This window comes from Aneurinibacillus sp. REN35, assembly GCF_041379945.2.
Taxonomy (GTDB): domain Bacteria; phylum Bacillota; class Bacilli; order Aneurinibacillales; family Aneurinibacillaceae; genus Aneurinibacillus.
In genome coordinates this window covers 96,669-122,051 of sequence record NZ_JBFTXJ020000008.1, presented here as the reverse complement: position 1 = coordinate 122,051, position 25,383 = coordinate 96,669, and the positions used below count along the sequence as shown (strand labels likewise).

At 46.5% G+C, this 25,383-nt stretch carries 24 protein-coding genes and 2 riboswitches; of the genes, 17 read left to right on the top strand and 7 right to left on the bottom strand.

Annotation, left to right across the window (positions count from 1 at the left end; genetic code table 11):
- The first annotated feature begins 2 nt into the window (after nucleotides 1-2).
- The 6 genes from AB3351_RS15650 (at nucleotide 3) to AB3351_RS15625 (ending at nucleotide 5,787) form a co-directional block, all read left to right on the top strand.
- Nucleotides 3-770, top strand: coding sequence for a DUF3891 family protein (locus AB3351_RS15650; protein ID WP_371148083.1), 768 nt, complete (start codon nucleotides 3-5; stop codon nucleotides 768-770).
- Between the two features lie 227 nt (nucleotides 771-997).
- Nucleotides 998-1,130: riboswitch (cyclic di-AMP (ydaO/yuaA leader) on the top strand.
- A gap of 7 nt (nucleotides 1,131-1,137) precedes the next feature.
- Nucleotides 1,138-1,602 carry a C40 family peptidase gene (locus AB3351_RS15645; RefSeq protein ID WP_371148082.1) on the top strand — a complete coding sequence of 155 codons (465 nt, stop codon included), beginning with the start codon at nucleotides 1,138-1,140 and terminating at the stop codon, nucleotides 1,600-1,602.
- 217 nt (nucleotides 1,603-1,819) lie between these two features.
- A complete protein-coding gene (locus AB3351_RS15640; RefSeq protein ID WP_371148081.1) occupies nucleotides 1,820-2,077 on the top strand; it encodes a GlsB/YeaQ/YmgE family stress response membrane protein in 258 nt (85 codons plus the stop codon).
- 118 nt (nucleotides 2,078-2,195) lie between these two features.
- Nucleotides 2,196-2,945 (top strand): sporulation protein YunB, encoded by a 750-nt coding sequence (yunB, locus tag AB3351_RS15635; protein ID WP_371148080.1) that lies wholly within the window; start codon nucleotides 2,196-2,198, stop codon nucleotides 2,943-2,945.
- A 280-nt stretch (nucleotides 2,946-3,225) separates the two neighbouring features.
- Nucleotides 3,226-4,455, top strand: a complete 1,230-nt coding sequence (locus AB3351_RS15630) for a NupC/NupG family nucleoside CNT transporter (RefSeq protein ID WP_371148079.1) — start codon at nucleotides 3,226-3,228, stop codon at nucleotides 4,453-4,455.
- A 24-nt stretch (nucleotides 4,456-4,479) separates the two neighbouring features.
- Nucleotides 4,480-5,787 (top strand): pyrimidine-nucleoside phosphorylase, encoded by a 1,308-nt coding sequence (locus AB3351_RS15625; protein ID WP_371148078.1) that lies wholly within the window; start codon nucleotides 4,480-4,482, stop codon nucleotides 5,785-5,787.
- Between the two features lie 66 nt (nucleotides 5,788-5,853).
- On the opposite strand, the gene AB3351_RS15620 is transcribed toward AB3351_RS15625, so the two are convergent.
- Nucleotides 5,854-7,395 (bottom strand): class I adenylate-forming enzyme family protein, encoded by a 1,542-nt coding sequence (locus tag AB3351_RS15620; protein ID WP_371148077.1) that lies wholly within the window; start codon nucleotides 7,393-7,395, stop codon nucleotides 5,854-5,856.
- A 211-nt stretch (nucleotides 7,396-7,606) separates the two neighbouring features.
- Between AB3351_RS15620 and AB3351_RS15615 the strand changes: the two genes are divergently transcribed.
- The 7 genes from AB3351_RS15615 (at nucleotide 7,607) to AB3351_RS15585 (ending at nucleotide 17,347) form a co-directional block, all read left to right on the top strand.
- On the top strand, nucleotides 7,607-8,557 hold the full coding sequence (locus AB3351_RS15615; RefSeq protein ID WP_371148157.1) for an NAD(P)H-dependent flavin oxidoreductase: 951 nt from the start codon (nucleotides 7,607-7,609) through the stop codon (nucleotides 8,555-8,557).
- A 170-nt stretch (nucleotides 8,558-8,727) separates the two neighbouring features.
- Nucleotides 8,728-10,041 (top strand): phytoene desaturase family protein, encoded by a 1,314-nt coding sequence (locus tag AB3351_RS15610; protein ID WP_371148076.1) that lies wholly within the window; start codon nucleotides 8,728-8,730, stop codon nucleotides 10,039-10,041.
- 446 nt (nucleotides 10,042-10,487) lie between these two features.
- Entirely contained in the window at nucleotides 10,488-12,014 is a 1,527-nt protein-coding gene (locus AB3351_RS15605; RefSeq protein ID WP_371148075.1) for an alpha/beta hydrolase, read from the top strand.
- A 190-nt stretch (nucleotides 12,015-12,204) separates the two neighbouring features.
- Nucleotides 12,205-14,169 (top strand): methyl-accepting chemotaxis protein, encoded by a 1,965-nt coding sequence (locus tag AB3351_RS15600; RefSeq protein ID WP_371148074.1) that lies wholly within the window; start codon nucleotides 12,205-12,207, stop codon nucleotides 14,167-14,169.
- Between the two features lie 146 nt (nucleotides 14,170-14,315).
- A complete protein-coding gene (locus AB3351_RS15595; RefSeq protein WP_371148073.1) occupies nucleotides 14,316-15,836 on the top strand; it encodes a carboxypeptidase M32 in 1,521 nt (506 codons plus the stop codon).
- Entirely contained in the window at nucleotides 15,817-16,683 is an 867-nt protein-coding gene (locus AB3351_RS15590) for an SDR family oxidoreductase (protein ID WP_371148072.1), read from the top strand. The genes AB3351_RS15595 and AB3351_RS15590 overlap by 20 nt, the downstream gene beginning before the upstream one ends.
- Nucleotides 16,684-16,798: 115 nt before the next feature.
- Nucleotides 16,799-17,347 (top strand): class I SAM-dependent methyltransferase, encoded by a 549-nt coding sequence (locus AB3351_RS15585; protein ID WP_371148071.1) that lies wholly within the window; start codon nucleotides 16,799-16,801, stop codon nucleotides 17,345-17,347.
- Between the two features lie 19 nt (nucleotides 17,348-17,366).
- Here the strand turns inward: AB3351_RS15585 and AB3351_RS15580 are convergent, their stop codons facing one another.
- Nucleotides 17,367-17,888 carry a L,D-transpeptidase gene (locus AB3351_RS15580; RefSeq protein WP_371148070.1) on the bottom strand — a complete coding sequence of 174 codons (522 nt, stop codon included), beginning with the start codon at nucleotides 17,886-17,888 and terminating at the stop codon, nucleotides 17,367-17,369.
- A gap of 19 nt (nucleotides 17,889-17,907) precedes the next feature.
- Nucleotides 17,908-18,927: a M23 family metallopeptidase gene (locus AB3351_RS15575; RefSeq protein WP_371148069.1), complete on the bottom strand. Its 1,020-nt coding sequence runs from the start codon at nucleotides 18,925-18,927 to the stop codon at nucleotides 17,908-17,910.
- Between the two features lie 83 nt (nucleotides 18,928-19,010).
- Between AB3351_RS15575 and lipA the strand changes: the two genes are divergently transcribed.
- Nucleotides 19,011-19,934, top strand: coding sequence for a lipoyl synthase (gene lipA / locus AB3351_RS15570; RefSeq protein WP_371148068.1), 924 nt, complete (start codon nucleotides 19,011-19,013; stop codon nucleotides 19,932-19,934).
- 55 nt (nucleotides 19,935-19,989) lie between these two features.
- On the opposite strand, the gene AB3351_RS15565 is transcribed toward lipA, so the two are convergent.
- A complete protein-coding gene (locus tag AB3351_RS15565) occupies nucleotides 19,990-21,075 on the bottom strand; it encodes a YhcN/YlaJ family sporulation lipoprotein (protein ID WP_371148067.1) in 1,086 nt (361 codons plus the stop codon).
- Nucleotides 21,076-21,210: 135 nt separating this feature from the next.
- On the opposite strand from AB3351_RS15565, the gene AB3351_RS15560 reads away from it, so the two are divergent.
- Nucleotides 21,211-21,687 carry a YutD family protein gene (locus tag AB3351_RS15560; RefSeq protein WP_371148066.1) on the top strand — a complete coding sequence of 159 codons (477 nt, stop codon included), beginning with the start codon at nucleotides 21,211-21,213 and terminating at the stop codon, nucleotides 21,685-21,687.
- Between the two features lie 70 nt (nucleotides 21,688-21,757).
- On the opposite strand, the gene AB3351_RS15555 is transcribed toward AB3351_RS15560, so the two are convergent.
- Together AB3351_RS15555 and AB3351_RS15550 are read right to left on the bottom strand one after the other, a co-directional pair.
- A complete protein-coding gene (locus AB3351_RS15555; protein ID WP_371148065.1) occupies nucleotides 21,758-22,078 on the bottom strand; it encodes a hypothetical protein in 321 nt (106 codons plus the stop codon).
- Between the two features lie 74 nt (nucleotides 22,079-22,152).
- Nucleotides 22,153-22,428 carry a DUF3055 domain-containing protein gene (locus tag AB3351_RS15550; RefSeq protein ID WP_371148064.1) on the bottom strand — a complete coding sequence of 92 codons (276 nt, stop codon included), beginning with the start codon at nucleotides 22,426-22,428 and terminating at the stop codon, nucleotides 22,153-22,155.
- A gap of 287 nt (nucleotides 22,429-22,715) precedes the next feature.
- On the opposite strand from AB3351_RS15550, the gene AB3351_RS15545 reads away from it, so the two are divergent.
- Together AB3351_RS15545 and AB3351_RS15540 are read left to right on the top strand one after the other, a co-directional pair.
- A complete protein-coding gene (locus tag AB3351_RS15545; RefSeq protein ID WP_371148063.1) occupies nucleotides 22,716-23,144 on the top strand; it encodes a DUF86 domain-containing protein in 429 nt (142 codons plus the stop codon).
- Nucleotides 23,145-23,243: 99 nt separating this feature from the next.
- Entirely contained in the window at nucleotides 23,244-23,903 is a 660-nt protein-coding gene (locus AB3351_RS15540; RefSeq protein ID WP_371148062.1) for a helix-turn-helix transcriptional regulator, read from the top strand.
- A gap of 47 nt (nucleotides 23,904-23,950) precedes the next feature.
- Here the strand turns inward: AB3351_RS15540 and mtnK are convergent, their stop codons facing one another.
- Nucleotides 23,951-25,162: an S-methyl-5-thioribose kinase gene (mtnK, locus tag AB3351_RS15535; RefSeq protein ID WP_371148061.1), complete on the bottom strand. Its 1,212-nt coding sequence runs from the start codon at nucleotides 25,160-25,162 to the stop codon at nucleotides 23,951-23,953.
- Nucleotides 25,163-25,244: 82 nt separating this feature from the next.
- Nucleotides 25,245-25,352, bottom strand: a riboswitch (SAM riboswitch).
- Nucleotides 25,353-25,383 lie beyond the last annotated feature (31 nt).

Here is a 25,383-nt window from a genome sequence, read left to right as displayed (position 1 = left end):
ATATGATCGCATATGAACGGGAATATAGCTTTGTCATGTTCACACAGCATGATCACGCGCTCGCTTCTGGAGGGATGGCTGGACACTGGAAGGATGATTATTTTATTGGAAAAGAAAAACGTGAGGAGGTTATCTACGGAATCAGTCAGCATGATCGGGGTTGGATAGATGTAGACGATACGCCATTTTGGTATGATGCTGAGAGGAAGCCGTATACATTTGTAGATTTTCCTTTGGTACCCAAGCTCCCTTTTTACAAAAAAGGTGTAGACGAAATCGAGAAGGAGAGTCCGTATGCGGCACTTTTGTGCAGCATGCACTATGTATCTTTTTTTGATGGTACGTCTGAAGAGGCAGCGCTGGCATATGTGGATAAGGAGCGGGAGAGGCAGCGTCGGCTTCTTGCACAGTTCTCCCTCAATCAAGCAGAAAAAGAGGCGCTGGATTTTCAATTTGATCTTCTTCAATTTTGCGATAACCTTTCCTTGTATGTTTGTATGCAGGAACCCGGCGTAGCAAAAGAAGAAGAAATCAGCTGGTTCCGGAACGGTTTCCCGCAGGCATTCGCTTTTGCAGCAGGTAAGAAAGTGATGGCTCATTGGGCAAATGCTCAGACGGTAGCGCTGCGGCCTTTTCCGTTTGCGGATATATGGGAGATCACAATTCCGTATAAAAATGTCTCCAAGGAGAAGATTAGGCAGGAAGGGATTGCGCGTGCGTATCATGAAACAGCATGGGAGGAACGGCGCATATTATTTACGGATAAATAAAGCCAGGATGGATGCATCCTGGCTTTTAGAAGTTATATCCAAATCGTAAAAAGAAAGATTATTTTTTCGGGTTGCAAAAAAATTCACCTAATTGTGTCTGAAATGTGAACAATTTCTTAAAAATCTTCTCTTTTTCGATAGAATTCGATAAACTTAAACCGTTGTTGTTGGAAAGAGATAGAAACATAGAGAATGATTACTATTGTAGAGGTGGCCAATTAATAGAAAAAGTTTACTTGCCGAATTCACATTATGTGAAGCGGGGGACGATTTACTTCTGGGGTGTATTCGTGTACATACGAAAAGAGACCTTATCCTCTTAACCCGTCAACTAACCTCGTAGGCATGAAGGGAGTAACACTAGACGATGGTAAAAAAGACGATCATGACAGTTGCAATGGCAGGTGCAGTTGCGATAAGCAGCCTCTTTGTGCCTGCTGGAACAGGAGTGGCTTCTGCAGCCAATGAGTCTCTTGTATCCAAAGCAGTAAGTGTATTAGGAACTCCATACAAATGGGGCGGAACGACAAAAAGCGGTTTTGATTGCTCTGGATTCTTAAACTATGTATATAAGAGCGAGAAGATTACGTTACCGCGTACGGCAAACGCAATGTATCAGAGAGGGCAGACGGTTTCCCGCTCACAGCTGCGTACTGGAGATTTGGTGTTCTTTAAGACGTCCCGTCGTGCTCCTATTACACATGCAGGTATGTATTTAGGTGGAGGCCGATTCATTCATTCCTCTAGCAGCCAAGGTGTTTCCATCAGTAACATCAACGATAAGTATTATTGGGGTTCCCGTTATGTGGGAGCCAAGCGTGTTACGAAATAAATAGATAGTAAGATACATACAGACCTACGCTATTAACTCTCAACCGAATTCATTCGGTTGGGGGTTTTTATTTTTTTCCACCATTCGTCCATGATGAAACCAGATTCTTACTTTTATTTTGTTATATGACGAAAATGTGTCAAGAAAAAAAAGGCGGGGTATTACAAAGCATAAGCAATTTTGCATTACGATAAAGACATCTGGAGGGATACACAGTATGAGTTTTCTATGGGCATTAATTGTTGGAGGTATTATCGGTTGGTTGGCTGGAGCCATTGTCGGAAGTGACGTGCCAGGCGGCATTATCGGAAACATTATTGCCGGATTCATCGGTGCATGGATCGGTTCTGCTCTTCTTGGCGACTTTGGTCCGGTGGTAGGCGGATTTGCCATCGTTCCAGCCATTATCGGTGCAGTCGTGCTTGTGTTTATCGCAAGCTTGCTGCTTAAAGGAATGCGCCGTCGCAGCTATTAATAGAAACGAATAGTAGTCAAACTCAAAGCCCGTCGGCAGAACTGCTGGCGGGCTTTTTACGCATGTTCAGTGTTAGCCCTTCACCCTTGGGCATATATTACAAGCAGGGGGTGGCGGTATGAAGCGGAGAAGATTGCGCAATCGCTCAACGCGGGCGCCTATTCCTTCAAAGTTTATGTTTCTCATCTCCTTGCTTATCTTTTTAGGCCTTACCTTTCAAACTTTTTATTATGTGGAGAAAAATATCGAGCCTGTTCTTCATGAAATTGCTCGCGTTCGGGCGGATCAGATAGCGACGAAAGCGATCCATGAAGCAATTAGCAAAAAGCTGATCAAAGAAGTTAGCTTTAAGAACCTGGTAGAGCTAAAAGAAGATAGCCAGGGAAGAGTGCAAGCCGCGCTTTTTAACGGAAATGAATATTCACGAATCGTGCTCGATGCAATTGAAAATGTGTCACATGCTTTAAATGACCTTGAAGCTATGCCGCAGACGCTGCCTATTGGGCAGGCTCTGCACAGCAACTTGCTTGCGCGTATGGGTCCAGATCTCCCCTTGACGCTTGTTCCATTCGGCAATGTGCATGTAGAAATGGATATCAAGATGCAGGAGGCAGGCATTAATATGGTGCTAATTACCGTAGTGATGATTGTGCAGACGAAGGTCAAAATCGTCATTCCCTTTTCGACGGAGCCTGCCTTGGTAGAAGCAGAATACCCAATCTCTAACGCGCTTATTGTGGGGAATGTACCGCAGTTCTACTATGATGGGGAAGGAAGGCCGACCGGCAGCGAAGTGCCAGGGGTGATTCCTCCTTCCATTATTCCACCGATTCAGGCGAATACAGAGGAAAAAGAAATAAAAAAATAGGCGGGAATATGTTTAAGAAAAAAAAGATTCGGGAATAGTAATAATACTAGCATGAGAATTTTTTTCTCTCTCTTTCTCCCCCTATATTGCCACTGCTCTATTAGCAGTGGTCTTTTTTTTGTAGTACGTGCAGTTCAGAGAGAATAAAAAGGGGAAATGACTTTTAAAATGGGTATGAAAAGATGTGAGGCAGGGTAAATGAATGAATGTAGCTGCTAATCCCAGAACGCGATGGTAGAGAACGGATGTTGTCTACATTAATGTGATGAGGTGAGAGAATGTGAATATTTTGTGGGGCTTTTTTGGAATCCTTGTAATATTTGCGATTGCTTTCTTGTTTTCGACGAACCGAAAAGCCATTTCGTGGCGGCCTATCCTAGGCGGATTAGCAATTCAGTTAGTTTTTGCATTTATCGTATTGAAATGGGAAGCAGGAAAGGCAGGACTGCAGCGATTAACTTTGGCGGTAACAGAGATTACGAATTATGCCAATGAAGGGGTGCAGTTTCTTTTTGGCGGACTCTATATAAAGGAGTCGGGGATTAGCTTTGTATTCGCCTTTCAAGTACTGACAGTAATTATTTTCTTCTCCTCTCTCATCTCTGTTCTGTATTACCTGCGGATCATGCAGGCGATCATTAAGGTGATCGGCGGAGCGTTGTCCTGGATGCTTGGGACAAGCAAGGCTGAATCGATGTCCGCGGCCGCGAATATTTTTGTTGGGCAGACAGAAGCGCCGCTTGTGGTGCGTCCGTATATCGCTACGATGACCAAATCAGAATTATTTGCGGTTATGACCGGTGGGTTGGCTTCCGTTGCCGGCTCAGTGCTGATCGGTTATTCGCTTCTTGGCGTACCGTTGGAGTATTTGCTTGCTGCAAGCTTTATGGCGGCTCCTGCAGGCCTTGTTATGGCGAAGCTGTTCGTACCGGAGACGGAGGAAGCGGAGAGCGCTCCGGGCAGTCGACTTGAGTTTAAGATGGACGACGATACGGAATCGGTTAATGTAATTGATGCGGCGGCACGTGGGGCAAGCGTAGGCTTGACGCTTGCGTTGAACGTCGGCGCTATGCTGCTTGCTTTTATCGCCTTGATTGCGCTCGTAAACGGCATTCTTGGAGCAATCGGCAGCCTGTTTAATTATCCGGGTTTGTCTTTGCAGCAAATTCTCGGGTTTATTTTTGCGCCGTTGGCATTTGCTGTAGGGGTGCCGTGGGAGGAGGCGGTAAAAGCGGGCAGCTTTATTGGACAGAAGCTTGTGTTGAATGAGTTTGTAGCGTATAGCGATTTTGCTCCGCAAATTCAGAATTTATCACCAAAAACAGTCGCGATTGTCAGCTTTGCCTTATGCGGATTTGCCAATTTATCCTCGATGGCGATTCTGCTTGGCGGACTGGGAGGGCTGGCACCGGATCGCCGCCAGGACATTGCGCGTATGGGACTTCGATCCGTTGCTGCTGGTATGCTTGCTTCGTTGTTAAGCGCAGCCATTGCTGGTATGCTATTGTAGAGGAAAAAACAGGAGGTGTTCGGCATGAGAATGGTAGACGTGATCGAGAAAAAACGTGACGGACAGGAACTGAGTAAAGAAGAGATTGATTTTGTGATCGCTGGATATACGAGCGGCGAGATTCCGGATTATCAGATGGCGGCTTTAGCTATGGCGATTTTCTTTCGTGATATGACACAGGATGAACGGGCGAATCTGACGATGGCAATGGTAGAATCGGGCGATCAGATTGATCTCTCAGCGATTCAGGGTGTCAAAGTGGATAAGCATAGTACCGGTGGCGTAGGGGATACGACTACGCTTGTGCTCGCTCCGCTTGTGGCGGCTCTGGGTATCCCTGTGGCGAAGATGTCAGGTCGCGGACTGGGACATACGGGAGGAACGATTGATAAGTTGGAATCGGTACCGGGCTTTCATGTAGAGATTGATAATAAACAGTTTAACGAGCTGGTGAATACGAATAAAGTAGCGGTAGTTGGACAGAGTGGGAACCTGACTCCTGCGGATAAAAAGCTGTATGCGCTGCGCGATGTGACAGCGACTGTCAATTCCATTCCGCTTATTGCAAGTTCCATTATGAGCAAAAAGATTGCCTCCGGAGCCGATGCCATTGTGCTCGATGTTAAGACGGGCAGCGGGGCTTTTATGAAGGATCTAGAGCATGCCCGCGAATTGGCAGAGGCCATGGTTGCAATCGGAAACAATGTGGGACGCCAGACGATGGCGGTAATCTCTGACATGAGTCAGCCTCTTGGCTATGCGGTAGGCAATGCTTTGGAGGTACAGGAAGCGATTGATACGCTGCGGGGGGAGGGACCCAAAGATTTAGAAGAGCTGTGTCTGACGCTTGGTAGTCATATGGTGTATCTTGGCGGTCAGGCTGATAGCCCGCAGGCGGCCCGCGAGAAGCTTGAAGAGGTCATTCGTAATGGGAAGGCGCTTGAGACATTCAAGACGTTTCTTTCAGCGCAGGGTGGAGATGCTTCTGTTGTCGATGATCCGGCTAAGCTTCCCCAAGCGAAATATACGTTTGAGTTGGAAGCGGAAGCGGACGGATATGTGGATTCCATTCAGGCAGATCGGATCGGCACAGCGGCCATGCTGCTTGGCGCTGGTCGAGCAACCAAAGAATCAACAATCGACTTAGCGGTCGGTCTCATCTTGCGTAAGAAGATTGGAGACAGCGTAAAGAAAGGCGATTCGCTGGTGACAATCTACAGCAATCGTGAGGATGTAGCGGAAGTAAAAGAAATGATTACGAAAGCTTATGGAATTGTACAGGAAGCGGTCGAAGCGCCGCCGCTTGTTCATGATGAGATTCATGCACCATAATTATAAAGCAGACAGAAAAAAAAGAGCCTGACGGAGATCACGCAGGCTCTTTTTGCTTGGGATTTGTTAGATTTTTGCTTGCTGATCCTGCCAATATTGATCACGCAGGACGGTTTTTAGTATTTTACCCGATGGATTGCGCGGAAGCTCGTCTAGAAAATCGACTGATTTTGGCCGTTTATAGCTAGCAATCTTGCCCTTGCAATACTCCATTACCTCTTCAGCAGTTAACTGTGCTCCATCGCGCGGTACTACCACTGCTTTTACCGACTCTCCCCATACCGGATCCGGCACACCGATAACGGCTGCGTCGAGAATGTGCGGATGCGTATAGAGCACCTCTTCGATTTCGCGCGGATAGATGTTAACTCCTCCGCTGATCAGCATATCTTTTTTGCGGTCGACAATGTAATACAACCCTTCTTCATCCTGCATGGCCATGTCACCGACCGTGAAGTATCCATTATAGAATGACATGCTGGTTGCTTCCGGGTTTTTATAATACTCATCAAGCAAATAAGGCGCCTTGAAATACAACTCCCCGATCTCCCCTTGTGAAACAGGCTCTTTATCATCAGTAAGAATCATACAGTCTACAAGAGGAAACGGACGGCCGACACAGCGGTCTTTGCGTTCGATATCCTTTGGCTTGATATTGAGCGTGATCGCGCTTTCTGTTGAACCATAGAATTCATGCAGGTCCGCACCAGGAAAGAAGGCGAGCACATCCTGTTTGGTTTTGGTAGGCAGGGGTGATCCGGCTGAAATAAGCACGCGCATGGACGAGAGATCATATTGTGTCTTCACTTCTTCGGAGACATTAACTAAGAAGTTATACATTGTTGGTGCTAAAAACGTATTCGTAATATGATGGCGTGCAATATCGGCGAGAACCTGCTCGGCGCGGAACATCTCATGGATCACTAGCGTACCGCCTACGAGCAATTGCGTAACAAGAAAGATCCACGGGGCCGCGTGATAAATCGGTCCTGCCACAAGGTGTGTATCCGATTCGTCAAGCTTATATTCGTAAGCGGCTGTCATCCCGGTAAGCACGCGAGAGCGGTGAGAGATGACTACGCCTTTTGGTTTGCCGGTTGTACCTGAGGTATATCCGATATAAAACGGGTCAATCTCCTCTACATCCGACCACGGCTCGCTGTCCTGTGCCTCAGCGATAAATGCTTCATAATCCTGCATTCCAAGCTCTCCTGCTCCATCCACTACGAGTACGGTATCGAGCTTAGAGAGCGTGGATTGTAAGGTACTGACTTCTGCTGCATACTCTGCTGTTATGATAAGAGCACGGCTATCTGAATGCTGTAGAATGTAGTCAATCTCTGCACCGACGAGACGGTAATTAATCGGCACCGTAACGACGCCAATTTTCGCAAACGCAATCATCATTTCTACGTAAGCGGCATGGTTTTTCATGAGAACGGCTGCCTTGTCCCCTTTTTTGTATCCGATGGAAAGGAAAGCGTTTGCAAGTTTATTTGCACGGCTGTTTAATTCTCTGTACGTATGCACTGTATCTCTAAAGATTACGGCTGGTTTGTCGGCATACTTATCGGTATTTTGTTTCATAATCGTTCCAAATGTTAGCATGGTTTCAATCCTTTCTATCTATTCTATATGATAAGAAAATTATATCACTTTATGACATGTGTGAATTGTTAAATTTGCCTTGAAAAATTAACACTTTTTGGACGCAAGATGTGATATAGTTTAAATTACGTTTTGGGATGCTTGAATCAAGGGTTAGAGTTATGGAACAGGGGGTATTGGGGTGCATATACCACAATTGCAAATTGCCCATATGAAACCGCACGTGCCAATTATGCAGGGCGGAATGGGAGTGCGAATTTCACTAAGTAATCTGGCAGCAGCCGTCGCTAATGCTGGGGGAATTGGAATTATTTCAGGAACGGGCATACCTATTGATGAGATGCGGGCTCACATTCGCCGGGCGAGAGAGTTGACGAATGGACAAGGATATATCGGTGTAAATGTATTGTTTGCGATGAATGATTTTCCGGAGACGATTAAGGCAGCAATGGAAGAGAAGGTTGATTTCATTATTTCGGGTGCGGGTTTCTCGCGTGACATGTATACATGGGGAAGAGAATACGGTGTACCTGTAATCTCTATCGTTTCTTCTGCAAAATTGGCCAAGCTTGCCGAGCGTTTAGGTGCCGCCGCTGTCGTTGTGGAAGGATTTGAAGCAGGAGGGCATCTTGGTACGGACCGACCGTTGTTTGACATATTGCCTGAAGTAGTGGAAGCTGTCAAGATTCCCGTAATCGCTGCAGGCGGTATTATGAACGGTGCAGATATCTCACGTGCTCTTGCTATGGGCGCTTCCGGTGTACAGATGGGAACTAGGTTCGTCGCAAGCAGCGAGTGCGATGCGCCGGATGTATTCAAACAAAAATATGTAGACACAGTTGATGCTGATGATCTCGTATTGGTTAAAACAACGGTAGGTTTGCAGGGACGTGCGATTCGTAATCACTTTACGGATGCAATTAGCGACGATGGTCGATTAAAAATCGAAAAATGCCATGATTGCCTAAAAAATTGTTCCTACCGTTTTTGTACGCTCGATTCGCTTGTTGCTTCTGTTAATGGAGACGTAGAAAACGGACTCGTATTTGCAGGAGCGCGCGTGCACGAGATTAAAGAAATTCTGCCTGTACAGACGATTATCGACAGGCTGATGAAAGAATATGAAATGGCTCAATTAAATGTACAACGCCAGGTATTATAAACGCTTAGAGCAGCTCTCCTTTTTGGATGAAGCTGCTTTTTTGTTGGTAAAATCATTCTCCCTATTGTCTAATTACTCTGAAGAAGGTAAAATGTCATATTTGGATGGTAATATATAAGCAACACCAATATAGTGTAAAATCAATTTGCACAATGGGAGATGTTATCAACATGGAAACTACTGAAGCAACCCTCTATGATGCGGTTATCGTTGGGGGGGGACTGGCTGGTTTATCATCGGCAGCTTACCTGGCGAAGAATGGAAAGAAGGTCGTTGTACTAGAACGGGGCAACCTGGGTGGACGGGCCGTTACATTAAAATTGAAAGGCTTCTCATTCAACTTTGGAGCTCATGCGATCTATGGGCGGGACAGTTCCGTGCTGCGCAAATTTGAAAAAGAATTGGGCATTCATATTGATTGGCGCGACTTTGTGCCAAATAAAGCAAAATATGATATTGGTGACAAATTAACAGACATGCCCGCTAACATCCAAGGCCTATTTAATACATCTATTTTAAACAGTCTTGGTAAGATTAAGTTTACATTTAATATCTTTAAGACGATGCTTCATATGGAAAAAGGACATCCGCATATGTCTATTGAGAAATGGATGGAAGAGAAAAACGTAAGCAGTGATGTGCGGGAAATGATGCTGACGCTTGCTTCTTCTAACTTCTTTACACGTGAGCCTGAGCGTATTCCTTCCGATGTCTTCTTCAACTACTATCAACGTCTTTTTACGACAAATAAGCCCGTAGCTTATATTGGTGGAGGCTGGCAGGCACTTATTCAGGAATTCGTCCGTGTGATTGAAGAGAACGGCGGTACAATCGTTACGAAGGCAAAGGTAGAGTCTGTAGAAGGAGAGAGCCATCGTATTACGACGGTACAGACGACACAGGGAGCATTCACCGGCCAGGAATTCCTTTTCTGCATTCCGCCGAAGGAACTGGAGAAGGTCGTCGGCGGCACGAAGATCGAGCATTTCATCAAGCAGTATTCCAGCTATGATCCAAGCTATGTGTATGTATATGATATCGGCTTAGACAAGCGGATTGATGTACCGTACACCTATATTTATGATAAGCAGAACAAGATGTTCATTACCGACATCTCACATTATGATGAGACGTGTGTGCCGGAAGGCGGTCAGCTTCTACAGGCGATTGCATACTTGTCAGAAGAGGATCTAAAGGATAAAGAGAAAGTGCAGGAATACCACGAGAAGATCGAAGCGCTATATGATAAGCATTTCTCTGGCTGGCGCGATCATCTCGTTGTACCGCGTGTATCAAAGCGTGCAGCAGCACAAGAAATCAAATGGACGATGAACCAGGAAGCCATGCCGCTTTATCTGCCTGATTACCGCAATGTATTCTTTGCGGGAGACTGGTGCGAAGGAAAGGGACAGCTCTCTGAACTATCTTTCCACAGCGCATATGAAGCAAGTAAGCTTATTTTACAAAAATATTGTTACGTATAATTGTAAAAAAACCGTTTATACGGTTTAACATATAGGGAAAAGGGGAATGATAATAGTAGTTATAGGAGTAAGTGTCTCCCTATATTCTCCCCCTTTTCCTCTGCCGCCTAATAAGGCGGCCTTTTTTTATCTCCTTTTCCAAAATATTAAAATCTGTCCAGAATTATGGAATTGTGTGGAACCTGTATCGTTCCTCTTTTTCAAGGTACATATCAAAATATATTTCCGAATAATTAGAATTTAATCTAAGGAGTTGTAAGAAAAAAAGCGGTATACCTGCTTCTTCTACATGGCATGCTTATTGCTTTATATAAAAATGAGTTCATATTAAAGAACAAAGGTGGGAAAAGGATGGATCATAACAAGTGGATAGAACATCTTTATAGCATATACGAGATTACGAGGCTTCGTTTTTGTTTACTGCAAAGTGAAGGGAGAGAGGATTGATGAAGAAGAAATGGAGCGCGGCAGTAGTAACAGCAGCCTTATTGTTTCCCAGCATTCCCTTTACCGTACATACAGAGAGTATCCAGGCAGCCTATTCGCCCGTTATCCCGGGAGCACACAGCGTGGCTGTGAGCGTGTTTGATGGTAAGGAAGAAAATTGGCTAACAACAAAGAATCCTGTGCAATATACAAAAGCTGCAATAGGCGGGAACGCGGCGCTCGCACCGACTGAATGGGGCAGCAAAGCGGAAGGAACAGGCTGGCATCGTATGTATCGTCCGGCCGCGATCACAGGGAAACAGATTACGGGTATGTTCGAGGATGCCCGATTCGTAATCCGTATTCCAGACAATTGGAACGGAAAACTGGTTGCATCAGGAATACCGGGAACACGGAATGAGACATCTACCGATCTATTATTTAGCGATTATGTGGTAGGCAAAGGCTACGCCTTTGCGGCTATTGACAAGGGAACACAGGGGGAAGAAGACCCTGCCGATCCACTGGCCAAAGCAAAAAATCCGCTTGTGGCAGAGGAAGACTCGATTCGTGAATGGCATCAGCGCTTTAGACAGGTTACCAAGGCCGCACAGACGTACCTAACAGCACATCATTCAAAACAGTTGATTGATCCTACAGATGCTGCAAATCCGGCAAGTAAACTGGTTAAGCCTGAGCATCCAATTCCGACGTATGCGATGGGAATCTCAAACGGAGGATACGTGGTACGCTATGCACTTGAACATGATGATCCGAAAAAAACAAAAGAAGCAGCTCTATTTGATGGCGGGGTAGATTGGGAAGGTGTATTGTGGCAGGCAAAAGAAGAGAATTTGATTACATCGCTCACTACAGTAGTCAATCATGCGGAGGCGGCGATTTATGGACAGGGAAAAGAGAGGGAGGAAGCCAGGCAGAGGCTGTACGCTTCTGGTGTGCCTAAAGGCTCTGAGAAGCTGTGGGCGTATTATGATCAAGCCTATTGGTTTCTTACACTGAACACGTACCGCAATGAGATTGATCCGAAAGCGCCGGGTGCGCTGGACTGGCGTGAATATGTAAAGTTTAACCCAGATGGTTTGCGTGACCGCTCGCAGGATCAGATATATGAAGCATATGATTATACGAAACGACCTGGCTTTGTCAAACAAGAGGTAGCTCATATCGAAAATACAGGAAATATTAGGGTACCGCTGCTCAGTGTTACCGGAACATGGGATGCATTGATTTTCCCGGATATTCATGCAAACGCTTACGAGAAGCTGGTGAAACAGGCTGGAAAAGCTTCGCTTTACCGTCTATATCAAATTGAGAAGGGAAATCATGTAGATGGTTTGGTGTGGGGAAAGCTGGACCCGGATAAAGAAATGCAGCCGCTTCTTCCATACGCACATCAATGTTTTGATCTGTTAGTGGATTGGGTGGAGAATAAGAAGCCGGCGCCGGCAAGTAAGACAATAGGCGTTCCGCAGCATAAGGACAAAGTGATTGACTTGCAAAGCGGCCAAGAAATTGATCCATATTAGAAGTAAATATTCATATAAAAAAAAGCGAAGGTATAAGAGCCTCGCTTTTTTTATATGAACAAAAACAAAATGGTAGGGATTAAGGATGATCTAACATTAAAGTTCTGAGAAAAAAGTCCGATAACTTACCTTGGGTAAGTAAAAGGAATAAATAATGTTTTGTGAAAAAAGAAGAAGGCAGGATATTTATATGAAAAAGAAAAGGAAAAGTATTAAAAGTAAACTAATTATGGCTTTTGCCGTCATCTTGCTGCTTCCAAGCCTTGTTATCGGAGGTACTTCCTATGAGACGGCCAAGCGGAAGGTAGAAGAAAAAATCATCTATAGTGCAAAAGAAAATGTTAGTGTGCTGGATAAATTTATTACTCGTACGATTGAACCGGCGATAAAGGATATTGAATTTATGGCGGCGACCCTAGAAGGGCCGGGTGCGCAGGTAAATCAGGCGGAGGTGCTGCAAAAGCTTACGGCTTTTCAACAACTGCATCCAGAAATCCTGCATACGTTTACTGCGCTGAAGACGGGACAAATGCTGCTCATACCAAAAGGGGATCTCCCGAAAGGATATGATCCACGAACCCGCATATGGTATGAGAAGGCTGTAGCCCAAAAAGGCGGTATCGCCATCACGGAACCGTATGTAGATGCGGAATCAGGCAGCGTAGTAGTAACCATCTCTGCCTTATTGAAGGGTGGAAGCGGTGTTGTAGGGGTTGATTTGAATCTGCGCGCGCTCTCCGACAATGTCAATCATATTAAAATTGGTCGCGAGGGCTATGCATTTATTGTCGACCAGACGAAGAAACTTGTCTCTCATCCATTGCAAAAGGCAGGGGAAGAAGCACAGGCCAGCCTGACTGCTAAAATGTTCGCATCTGCTGAGGGCGAATTCATCGATACGTCCGATGGAGTGGAAAAGCGACTATTTTTTGCTACGAATGAATTGACCGGGTGGAAAATTGCAGGGGCGATGAATGTCTCAGAGGCAAAAGACGAGGCGAGTCCGATTTTTTGGATGACGGTTGGCGTACTGGCAGTAGCTTTATTGTATGGAGCAGTGCGCAGCTTTTTCGTTATACGTTCCATTATCGTACCGCTGAAAAGAATAAATGAGGCTGCTCATCGCATTAGCGAGGGCGATTTAACGGAGCGCATCAATATGAATTCTACGGATGAGTTGGGCGAACTTAGCGAAAGCTTCGATCACATGGCCGATTCGCTTGCTGTACTTATTCGGGAGGTCAACCATAAGTCGGAGCAGCTTGCTGCTTCCTCGCAAGAGCTTGCTGCAAGCGCCGAACAAACCAACGAGGCGACCGAGCAGATTACATCCGTTATGCAGGAAGTGGCGGGCGGCTCAGAGCGCCAGGTAAGCGGCATGGAGCAAAGCGTACGAACCATTGCAGGAATGTCAGCGGGTGCGCAAGAGATGGCCACTCATGCCCAATTCGTCAACCATGCCGCCCTGCAGACTAAGGATATGGCCGAGGAAGGAAACGAAGCGCTTCAGCAGGCTGTAGCGCAAATGCGGGCGATTGATAAGACGGTGCATGAACTCTCCGATATTATCAAAGGGCTTGGCAGCCGTTCCAACGAAATCGGTCAGATCATCGAGGTGATCACAGCGATCTCCACACAGACCAATCTGTTGGCGCTCAATGCCGCGATTGAAGCGGCACGTGCCGGGGAGCATGGCAAAGGCTTTGCTGTCGTAGCCGATGAAGTGCGCAAGCTGGCGGAGCAGTCGGCGCAATCAGCAGGACAAATCGCCATGTTAATCCATGCCATTCAACAGGAGACGCAGGCTGCTGTTCAATCTATGCACCAGGGTACAAAGGAGGTCGCCGCAGGTATTGCAGTCGTAGGAGCAGCCGGAGAATTGTTCACAAGGATTCAAGGGTCGATTGCTGAAGCGGCAGCCGAATTCGAAACGGTATCTTCTGCTGTGGAGCAGGTATCTGGCGGTACGCAGGAGATTGCGGCCACAATGGATATGATTGCTCGTATAACGGATACCAATTCGGCAGATATTCAAACTGTATTTGCAGCGACAGAAGAGCAGATGGCCTTCATGCAGGAAATCTCATCATCTTCTGCGATGCTCTCCCGTATGGCAGATGAACTGCATGATATTATTCGTCGATTCTCCATATAACAATCAGAATAGAAGCGAGAAGCCGTCAATCTTTTGGTTGGCGGCTTCTTTCTTAGATATGTCCTTACTGTGGAGGTTATCCGATAGGAGGAGAGGGGGAAGGCAATAGAGAAGTAATGAGGAAGGAACGATAAGGAGGATTGCACATGTCTCACAACATACAAGAGACCGTACATACATTTCACACATACGTTAGAAAGATGGCTGATTATCATGAGGCCGCCGCAGTATTAAGCTGGGATATGGCGACAGGTGCACCGCCAAAAGGAAAGGAACAGCGCGCTGAAGTTATAGGCATGCTGTCTACCGAGTTTTTCAAGATGAGCATTGCCCAGGAGATGTATGAGCTGTTGGCGCGGCTGGGTGAAGAGGAGGCACATGCGCAGCTAGACCCGATAACACAGGCAATGGTGCGGGAGAGGCGAAAAGAATATGAGAGAAACAAAAGCATTCCACCTGCGCTGTTTCAGGAGTATACGATTCTTACGTCCAAAGCACAAGTCGTATGGGAGGAAGCAAAGCATACGTCTGATTTCTCGTTGTTTCGACCGTACCTTGAACGCATCATCGGCTATTTGAATCAATTCATCGAGATTTGGGGCTATGAGGGACACCGTTACAATACGCTCGTTGACCGGTATGAGCCGGGGATTACGGTGGAGATGATGGACCCGTTGTTTGCGGATCTTCGTCAAAAATCTGTGTCGCTGCTGCATCGTATCCAAGAAAGCGGAAAGCCGGCGGATGTTTCATTTCTAGCCGGTCTGTATCCTGCTGAGAAACAGCTTCAGCTCAATCGGCAGATACTAAAGAAAATTGGCTATGATTTTTCGGCTGGACGGTTGGATAAGAGCGTGCATCCATTTGCGACAGGACTGAATCCGGGGGATGTGCGGATTACAACGAAAATTTATGAGCATGACATTGAGATGGCGCTGTTCAGTTCCATTCATGAAGCCGGACATGCAATATATGAGCAGAATATTGCTAAGGAACTAACGGGAACGTTGCTTGCGGAAGGCGCTTCGATGGGCATCCATGAATCCCAATCCCGTTTTTTCGAGAATATGATCGGACGCAGTGAGGCGTTCTGGAGCTATTTTTGTTCGGATGTATCGGGTGCATTTACAGAGCAGCTATCTGGTGCTTCTGTGCGCGATCTCTACCGTGCCTTCAATCAAGTACAACCGTCATTGATTCGAATTGAGGCGGATGAGCTGACTTACAATCTGCATATTATGCTGCGTTATGAATTGGAAAAGGCGCTTATTATGGGAGATTTGCAGGTGGCTGATCTGCCGGGTGCATGGGCGGAGAAGATGGAGGAATATCTAGGACTTGTACCGCCCGATGATGCAAGAGGTGTACTGCAGGATGTCCACTGGTCCGGCGGCGACTTTGGTTACTTCCCTACCTATTCGCTCGGTAATATGTATGCTGCACAGCTTGAAGCGGCATTAGCACGCTCCATCCCGAATTACCAGGACGCTGTACGGCAGGGTGAATTTGCGGTGATTACAGGGTGGATGAGAGAGCATGTGCACTGTCATGGTAAGCTGCTTGCGCCTTCTGAAATCATTTTGCGTGCCACAGGGGAAGGAATTAACGCGAATTATTTAACTTCGTATTTGGAGAAAAAGTATACGGATGTATATGAAATCCTTTAATCAGGAGAATGATCCGGTTGCCCTCGTGACGGGATCATCGGCCGGATTTGGCCTGCTATGTTCGGTGGAGCTTGCGAAGGCGGGATTTTGTGTTATCGCCAGCATGCGTGATACAAAAAAGCAGGATGCTGTGCTTGCTTTAGCGCGTGAGCAAGGAGTCGAGAACAGGCTATATGTTTATTCTTTAGACGTAGCTTCGGAAGCATCCATTATACGCTTAGAAGCCTTTCTGCAATCTATAGGCCGGGTGGATGTATTGGTGAACAATGCCGGTTTTGCGCTGGGCGGTTTTGCAGAGGAGATTAGTATGGAAGAGTGGCGCGTGCAGTTTGAGACGAATTTTTTCGGTGTCATACGTGTTACTCAGGCTGTACTTCCGCTGATGCGTAAGAGAATGAGCGGAAGAATTATCAATATGAGCAGCATTAGTGGCCGGATGGGATTTCCAGGGCTTGCCCCTTATGTGGCCTCTAAGTTTGCGGTGGAAGGATACAGCGAGAGCTTAGGCTTAGAAGTAAGCCGCTTCGGTATTGATGTTGTGTTAATTGAGCCGGGATCGTATGCGACTACGATCTGGTCAACAGGAAAACGGATTGCAGCTCAATCAAAAAGTATAGACTCACCATACGCCTCCCTGCTGCAAGCCATAGATGAACATCTAACAGCGGGAATGTCTAAGTATGGAGATCCGAAGGAAGTGGCTGAGCTTATTGTCCATGCAGCTACAGTCAAGCGTCCTGCGCTGCGCTATCCGATTGGAAGAGGCGTGTGGACAATGATTCGGATAAGGCGTTATCTTCCTTGGAACATATGGAAGAGGCTGATTGATCGCACGTTAAAACGATAAGGTAGGGCTATGTTTGGTTATTTCGGAGCAAGGGGTAAAGAAAAGTAGCGTATAATGCAGCAGCGCATACATAATGCTAATAATAATTCATTGGATAAAAGGATGAGAAACAGTTATGGATAAAGTTCTTTTTTTGAAAAGCTTTTTTCGCTCTCCGCTCCAGGTAGCCAGTTTAATCCCAAGCTCTCCGTTTCTGGTCAAGCATATTGCGCAGCATGTAAATCGGATACAGCCAGCAACGGTAGCAGAGTTAGGGGCTGGTACCGGAGTGCTAACCCGTGCGCTTGTGAATCAATGTCCATCCATTGAATCGCTTCTCGTATTTGAGAATGAGGAAAGTCTTAAGCAGCACCTACAAGAAGAATTTCCAGCTACACCTATATACGCAGATGCTTTCTCGCTTCTCGAAATGATGCAAAAACATAAGATTATGCAAATGGACTGCATCATTTCAGCACTTCCCGTGTCCTGGTTTTCTAAGGAACAAAATGAAGCTTTAATGAGCATGGTATATCAGTCCTTGAAACCGGGTGGGTATTTCATTATGTTTCAATTTTCACTTCAGATGCGTAAATATTTGCGTGCTACATTTGATGAGATGACCATTAGATATGTGCCGCTGAATTTTCTGCCCGCATTCGTCTATTATTGCCGGAAAACATAAAAAGGATCTGCCCTGTTTTTTACGGGGCAGATTTGTTTTTTTCTCTAGCCTTATTTGTATTGCTCGTAATAACCACTCTTGTTCCGAGTGGAATATTGCGGTACATCCATTCGATATCTTTATTGCGCATACGGATACAGCCCTGACTTACGTGATGTCCGATGCTTGCTGGATTGTTTGTGCCGTGGATGCCATATTTATAGCCTCCGGTTCCCGGCACATTAAGGCCAAGCCAGCGTGTACCTAGCGGATTTTGGGGACTGCCCCCGGGTACATTCTTCGGCACATACCACGGGTTTTCTACCTGTGTAATCACCAAAAACTCACCCTCTGGAGTCAGATGCTTATTTTTGCCGGTGGCTACAGGAAAGACGTAAACGGGCGTATCATTTACAAAAATAGTTAAGCGATTGGTTGTTTTATTGATGACAATATGAACCTCATCCTCCAAAGCATGTCCGTATGAGGGAGCAGACAGACAGGAGAGAACAAGCAGCAGGGAGAGAAGGGAGCGCAGCGAGAAACGCGGTGCGATACGCATGAAATCTCCTCGTCTCCCATTATTTTCGTTTCCTCTTTGCATTATATTCATCCCGCTCCCAGCGCTTTAATAACGGATACGGATCATAGGAGTATTCCGTTCTGCCATTATCACGATACACGCCGTAATGCAGATGAGGAGGGAACTTGCCTGAGGTTCCGGGTTTTCCGTATCCTGAACTGCCGACATAGCCGATCACATCGCCGGGGCGTACAATATCGCCTGCCTTAAACTTTTTGTTGAAGCCGTTAAGGTGTGCATAGTAGTGATAGAGGGAATCAATATCCCGAATGCCGATCCGCCAGCCGCCGTACGGATTCCAGCCCATTGTCTCGATTACACCGTGTTTGGTGGCACGAACAGGTGTCCCATATCCTGCAAAAATGTCGGTTCCTTCATGAATGCGGCGTCCGCCCCAGCCGCGCGGATCTCCCCATGTACTGCGATAGCTGTAGCTATAGGTAAGCGGAACAGGGAATGCACTTCCCACCAGGTAAAGTGTGTTATGATGCCTGTATAGACTGGCAAGTTCAGAGATGATCTCCACATTTTTATCACGTGCATAATAATTCCACAGCGCAATACGGATATCATCTTCTGTATAGCCGTACTCACTTAGGTGGCTGGCCATCGTATAGACGATATCAAGATCATTGTCGGCTTCCGCCTTTCCATCCCCGTCACCGTCCTTGCCTATGCCTCCAAAAAAGGCTATGCTGGTCGGATTGGTATCATCGGGATTGGGATTGAGAAATCCACCCCATGCTTCCGGGGTAAATACGATGCCGGTCTTGCGGGTTTGCGCTTTTGTATGATCGTCTTTTTTCTTTGCGCTTTTATGAATGCTGCGTTCATATTGATCTACTGCGGCCAGATAATACCATGGGATTCCTGTAATGGCCTGCATGTGTTCAAACAGGATCTGCCGCTCCCGTGCTGCTGCTTCCGCTGTGTTCGCTTCTTTTGCTCCAGCCTTTGCGGGCAGCGGGATAAACAGCAGAATCGAGGCTAGAATAAGAAGTAATGCTTTATACCACATAGCGTCCTCCGTAATGAAAAGTCTTGGGCTTAGTGTACGCATCCCGGATGATTTTATGAGCATTTGGAATTGCTTTACTGTCCATGCTTTTTTACAATAGGGGAGAGGTAAAACGACAACAGATTGGAGATGAGCGCTTCATGGCAGAACGTAAGCCAGAATGGCTGAAAATCAAACTGAACACAGGTGAGAACTTCAAAGAGCTGAAGCGAATGATGCGGGGTAAGACGCTGCATACGGTTTGTGAAGAAGCGCGCTGTCCAAACATATATGAATGTTGGGCGAATCGAACGGCTACGTTTATGATCCTTGGGGATTTATGTACGAGGGCCTGTCGTTTTTGTGCGGTGAAGACAGGGCTTCCAACTGAGCTTGACCTCGCTGAGCCGGAACGTGTGGCTGAAGCGACCGAGCAGATGGGACTTGCTCACGTTGTTGTTACGTCGGTAGCGCGTGATGACCTTAAAGATGGCGGTGCCATGATTTTTGCAGAAACCATTAAAGCGATACGCAAACGGACGCCAATGTGCAGTGTGGAGGTATTAATTCCTGATTTCCTTGGCAATTGGGATGCGCTACGCTTAGTAATGGATGCAAAACCAGATATTCTTAACCATAACATTGAGACTGTTGAGCGTTTATCTGATCGTGTGCGTTCAAAAGCTAAGTATGACCGAACGCTGGCATTACTTGCAAAATCAAAAGAGTTTCAGCCAAGGATTCCAACAAAGTCGAGCATTATGATCGGTGTTGGCGAGACGACTGAAGAGATTATTGCGACTATGGATGATCTGCGTCGGGTTGATGTGGACATTCTCACAATCGGACAATATTTACAGCCGTCTCCAAAGCATTTGGCGGTGCAGAAGTTCTACCATCCAGATGAGTTCGCTGTGCTTAAAGAAGAAGGCATAAAGCGTGGATTTAAGCATGTAGAATCCGGCCCGCTGGTGCGCAGTTCATATCATGCGCATGAGCAGGTGGAATCAGCGGCCAAAGCGCTGTAAATAAAACCCCATACAATGAACAAGCCCTGCCGATGTCGCGGCAGGGCTTGTTTTCTTACTTGTGCTTATGCTTAGGATGCGCAGGAGCTCCGGCTTTGCTGCTGCTGGCTTTGTTTGATTCACTGTTTGTGGACAGCTTGTGCATGTTGTTAGCTGTGTGGCCGATCATCTGTTCAAACTGCTGATCGGTTTTGTTCCCCATTTGTGTAGCATGCGTTTGTACTTTGCTGATAATGTTCTGATCGTTTGTTGAGTATACTTTGTAGTAGCGCGGCGATACGTTTTCGCAGCCCTTCTGCACTTTTTCCAGTGCTTTCTGCGCCTGTGCAGGCGTCATGCCGGATGTATCACAGCCGACGAACAACTGGTTATCGGTTGCCAGTACGGTTGCCTGCTTTATACCGGGAACCTGTTTAGCTACACCGCATACAGCGGAAGCGAGCATTTGACGATCAACGTGAACCCCGGCTACACCCATGTTCTGTCCCTGATGCATCGTGTTTCCGTTTGGCATGGTGCGGTTTTGCACGGTCGTACCGCTGTGCGTGCGGCCGGCAGCACCTTGGTTGTCACTAAGGTGTGCATACCCGACGCGTGGCTGGGCGCTTTGTGTAGAAGTGCCGTATCCGCCTGGTTTTGGCTGATAAATGGAGTGCTGCTGTCCGTGATAGCCGTACATGCCATACATGCCGGCAGTGCCGTCCATTCCGTACGTGCCGGTGGTTCCACCGGTTCCGTATGGAGAATAGCCTGTGCCATACATCCGCTGTCCGTTTTGGTTGATGCCTAGATCATTCATACCCTGCGTGCGCATGATTCTGTCACGGGAATCGCGGAGTACGCCGGGACGGTGGTTGGTCTGATCCTTGATCACACCGTTTCGGTACGTATCGTACCGACCATCGCCAACAGCGTGTGGCCCTGTCGTATATCCGGTAGTGCCATAGTTACCGGTACCATATCCGGCGGCATTGTTATAGCGGTGGTATTTATCATAGCCCGTAACCGTTCCGGTCGGGTTATTCGGTCCGACGTTCATCGGCCGGTATTCATTTGTTCGTGCATTATTTGCTGCTGGCGAACAAGCAGCGAGTGATACGGCAAGACCTACTGCAGAAAGCACTGATAAGAATTTTTTCATTGGTACACCTCCTACTGTGTAGAATACCCGCGGTGCACTATAGTTTTCGTGGCAAATTTGTGTGCGGCACAAGAAATTGTGGTAAAATAGGAGGCGCAAACCACCAAGCCGGTGGCCGGAGAGGAGGCAGCTGAAGTGATACGGGTCCAGGACCAGGTCTACGAATTAATTGAGGAAAATAAAGACGGTTTTATCCAAGAAACATTCAAAGAGCGGTACAGCGACATCTTAACTAAATTTGACTATATCGTGGGCGACTGGGGATACGGCCAGCTTCGGTTGAAAGGGTTTTACGAAGATACAAACCGCAAAGCCCCGTTTGATTCACGCATTAGCTTTCTTGATGAATACATTATGGAATACTGTAATTTCGGCTGCCCGTATTTTTTGCTCAAGAAAGTCAAGCAGGCTACCCGTATTGATGATACGGAAGAGGCGGAGCATGTGGATCAAGACGAGCAGACCCAGACGGAAAAAGGGGAAGAGAAGCCTCCGCGCAATAAGGACGGCAAGCGCCGCGATAAGCGCCGTTCTCGCTCCCGTAGAGGAAAACCAAAAGAATCAAAAGAGCTGAAGGATCATAAAGAAAAGCAGCCTGTTCATCCTGAATAGCACACAAAAGGACTTGCCGCATCAGCCGGACAAGTCCTTTTTGCATGGAATTGTAATCTGCACCTATGTCTTATTGATCTTCTCTCATTCCGGTCTTTACCTCATTGAGCATCGGATCTTCATTTTCGGCTGGATTGTCATGTGTTGGATGAGCGCCGGGGTCTTGGCGAGGAATGCCTTCATGCAGCGAACGGTATTCGTAGGCGAAGGCAGACTGCACCTTCTCCCCCGTATCCCAGGATTCTTTGCCAAGGAATGGATGGGCGAATGCTGCCGTACCATATGGACCCTCAGGAAACTCTTCAGGATAACGCGTATGAATCACGCTCTCCTCTGTCTTAAGCGGTCTAAATTGTTCTTCGCGCTTAACGGATAGTGGTTTGCGAAACAACAAAAAACCCCCTCCTTCTTCACATATCAGGATAGGGGTAGTATCAAGCAGATCAGGTAGTTTTATGCAGGGAATTAAATGCTTAAACGCAAAAACTCCCGCAGTTCTTCCGCTTCTTCCTCCGTCATATTGAATGCTTCCTCTAGATAACCCTCTTCATCTAAATCTTTCTGTCCAAGGATTGCCATACGGTGGGTGAGGATATTAAGCACAAGACTTTTCCCGTAGAAATTCTTTGTTTTAATAATCGCAAGATCATGACGGGCAGTCTCCCCGATGAAGCTTACATATCTTGTTTTTGTTTCTTCTGTATGATCATATAAAAATGTCCAATCTCCATGCTGTGACATAATCTGACCCTCCTATGGAATGTGTTTATTATATGCGGTAAGTCTACCACGTTCTTTTTCTATGGCAATTATATGATAACCGCAAGTGTAGGGCAATGTCCGAACACTTTCAGTCATGGTATACTGAGGCAATAGGGGATCTCTTGCAAGGAGTGAATGAAATGGAAATGGAGAATATTATGCAGGGTGTAACCATTTTTACTCTGCTCATTTTAACATTTGTTATCACCATTGTTGCATCAAAAAGAAAAAAGAAAAAGAACGATAAATAGGAGTGGACGAATAGGATGTATCAAGTAAATGTAGAAAAAATTGAAGAACATTTAACCTATCTTGAACAGGTGCTGTTTTATATTGCTCCCGTGATACAGGATAGCGAGGAAGCTGCCGATGCTCTGACAGTGCTTGCGCTTGAACGAGCGCTGCACATTGCGCTTGAGACGGTAGCGGATGTAGGCAATTATCTGATTGATGGCTTTATTATGCGGGACCCGGGCAGCTACGAAGACATCGTTGATATTCTAGAGGACGAGACCGTCGTTGAGCCGGAGATGGCGGAATCGCTGCGTTATGTAGTAAACGCCCGCAAGATGTTGATTACTACCTATACGGATGTGGATCGGCACACAGTGAGGACCATGCTGTGTACCCATTTCTCTCATTTGCAACAGTTTCCGGTGCGTGTACGCGATTACTTGAAAAAAGAACTGCTATAATTCCGATAACATCGTCACGATAGTTTTTATATTATATTGTATAGAAATTTACTTATTTCATAAAATCAAGTACAATATAGGAGAGGAAGGTGAAGGAAGATGAACAAAGACAAATCCTCTTCTACGCGCAACCAAATTTTGCATATGCTGAAGATGAAAGGTTCAATGACGGTAGGCGATATGGCGCAAGAACTAGGCATTACCGAAATGGCTGTGCGCCGTCACCTTAATACATTAGAGCGGGATAATTTGATTGAGTCACGTCTTTTGCGTCAAGCAATGGGACGCCCAACCAATGTATATTCGCTGTCCGAGGAAGCCGACAATATGTTTCCTAAGAATTATCAGGATCTCACGTTAGAATTCCTTAATGATATTGAAGAGTTACAGGGTGCACATATGGTGGAGGCACTTTTTCGGCTTCGCCAGCAGCGCCAGGAGAGTCTATATCGTGACATTGTGCCTTCTGATAGTGACTTTGAGAAGAAGCTTGAAGCGCTTGTGAAGATGCAGAATGAAAAAGGATACATGGTTGAGCTGAAAAAGGACGAACAAACCGGTAAATATATTTTCGTCGAATCGAATTGTCCGATCTCAACAGTCGCCAAGGAATATGTATATGCATGTAATTGTGAGAAAACACTGTTTGAAAACGTGCTGAATGCGAAGGTGGAGCAGGAAGAATGCATGGCCACCGGAGGCGATAATTGCGTATATATTATTCATAAGAAAGATGGAGAAGACACGAAGCAAGCGTGAAAAGAACCGCACCGAATTAGATTCGGTGCGGTTCTTTTTTGTGTAGGCTACTTTTGTATAACTGAAGCGGAGATAAGTGAAATTAGATCGTCAATTTGCTGAAACTGCCCGCGCTTGAGAACTAGCTCTTGGCCGATGGTAAGCGCGAGCGCCTCCCCCTTCGCGCGAAGAATCGGATCGCTGATGCTCTCTAGATCAGAAACATGGGCAAGACCGATTATGCGCCGCATCATTTTGCAGCCGGCATAGCCTGCCGTATCCTGCAGTATGCTATGAAGGTATGCATCCAGGTAGCCGGGAACCTTCGCATACGGCTCATGCGCCTGCTCCGTCCATAAGGTACGGAACTCAGCTTCGAAGACCCGCCATACATCAGCGGTAGTCTCTAGCAAGTAGTTCTGATATGCATCTCTTTCCTGAGGGTCTAACGTATGCCCTTCGTGTGCGGCATAGTTTAGCAGAAGATTGGCAAGAACAGCGCCGATATCAAATCCCATTGGACCGTAGTAAGCGAATTCCGGGTCGATCACTTTGGTATCGTCTTCCGTTACCATGATGCTTCCCGTATGGAGATCTCCATGCAGAAGCGCCTGTCCCCGTGTCATGAAGCCGTCTTTGAGCTTGGCTACCTCAAGCCGCAGATCATCATTTGCCCAGATGCGCTGCACGGCGTTAGAGATAAGCGGATTGTAGGAGTTGGACGGATCATCTTGGAACGGATAGGTAAATACGAAGCTCTCTGTAATGTTGCAGAGCTCCGGATTGATGAAGGAAGCTGCTTTTCTTTTTTTCTCTACCGGCGGCATGGCCAAATCGGATGTTAGAAACAACGTTCGGGCCAGAAATGTACCAATATGTTTTGCGAAATTAGGATAGCGCTTTCTTTCAACAAGTGCTTTGCGCATAATTTGGTAGGCGGACAGGTCCTCCATGACGATTAATGCAAGCTCTGTGTCATAGTGGTAGACAATAGGAACGGACCCAGGACACAGTTCATTTTCAAGAATAAGTGCTTCACTCTCAATGCGGGCGCGATCAAGTGTAAGCGGCCAGGAATCACCGATTACGCGTACATACGGCAGCGCTTGTTTGAAGATGATGCTTTTGCCGGATGGACCTTCGTCTTTAATGTGGAAGACAAAATTTAAATTTCCATCTCCGATCTCATGACTGGTCAGTTTGGCATCCTGTGGAAAAAGACCGGGGATGCTGCGAGCATATTCAACGGCCTCTTGCTCACTAAGTGTACGGTATGACATGACGATCACTCTCCTTATTCTCACACGTTTCAAAACAAAAACCCTTCTTCGCATTCGAAAGAAGGGCGCGCATACAATCGGAACCTTATCTTTCAGAATGCAGATTCTGCAGGAGGTAGCACCTTACCGTATCGTGCGGCAGGTTGCCGGGTATCATTGGGCCAGTCCCTCAACCATCTCTTGATAAGTATATATAAGTTTCTGACTTGATTCTTTAAAAT